The organism is Psychrobacter sp. AOP5-GZ1-6 (assembly GCF_052376345.1).
In the GTDB taxonomy this organism is placed as follows: domain Bacteria; phylum Pseudomonadota; class Gammaproteobacteria; order Pseudomonadales; family Moraxellaceae; genus Psychrobacter.
The window spans coordinates 1-817 of record NZ_JBQSVP010000309.1 but is presented as its reverse complement, the minus strand read 5'-3'; the positions used below and the strand labels follow the sequence as shown (position 1 = coordinate 817).

The window sequence follows — 817 nt, the reverse complement described above, 5'->3', positions numbered from 1 at the left end:
ATATTTTTTACCAATTTTTTCGGGAATACGCGGAGCGATAAAGATATTGGGAACGCTACAAGATGCTTGTACAGCCAATCCAGCATTACCAGTGGTAAACACTGCTTTTTTTGGCGTGTTTTTTTCGGTAGCAATTGCCGCAAAGCGGATAGGAAAGTCTTCTATTGCTTGACCATTCACTTTGGCGTTAATAAAATTTTTGAGCTTGATGCCTTCGATAAACCCTTGGTTGGACAAGGTGAAGTCTGTTAGCTCATTATCTGTGGTGGTGAGTGCTAAGTGCTCAAGCTGAACAGGTGTATAGCCGCTAGCATATAGGCTACCCACTAAGCTACCGACGCTGGTGCCAACGATTAGCGTGGGTGTAATACCATTCTCTTCTAATGCCTTAATGACGCCTACATGAGCAAAGCCTTTAGCACCGCCACCGCCTAATACGAGTGCCACACTCAGTGGCTTTATCTCAGGTGCGTCAGGCGTCTCAGATGTTATAGTGGCTGGCGCTAGGGTGCTACAAGCGCTGACAGCCACTCCTAAGATGGATAGAGTGCTCATCCGCATGAGTAACAGGCGATGGCTGTATGCAGAGCGAAGCGCAGTTATCAGCATAAAAAAAACCTTATATAATTGTCATAATATAGAAAAGAAGGCATTTGGGTATATTGAACATTTAAACATCATAGCCTTATAATCTTGACGATAGTCGATTTCATTTAAAAGTAATATAGGGCATGTTGAATATTCAAATGTGGTGCTGGCAGTGACTATTTTTTAGACAATATGCAGTGAAATTTTTGATACCTAGTCATTCTAGGTG

General features: G+C 42.5%; 1 protein-coding gene. It reads right to left on the bottom strand.

Annotation, left to right across the window (positions count from 1 at the left end; translation table 11 throughout):
- The coding region (locus tag ACT3RN_RS15945) for a patatin-like phospholipase family protein (protein WP_444518850.1) at positions 1 to 609 on the bottom strand (609 nt) is incomplete at its 3' end.
- Positions 610 to 817: the final 208 nt, after the last annotated feature.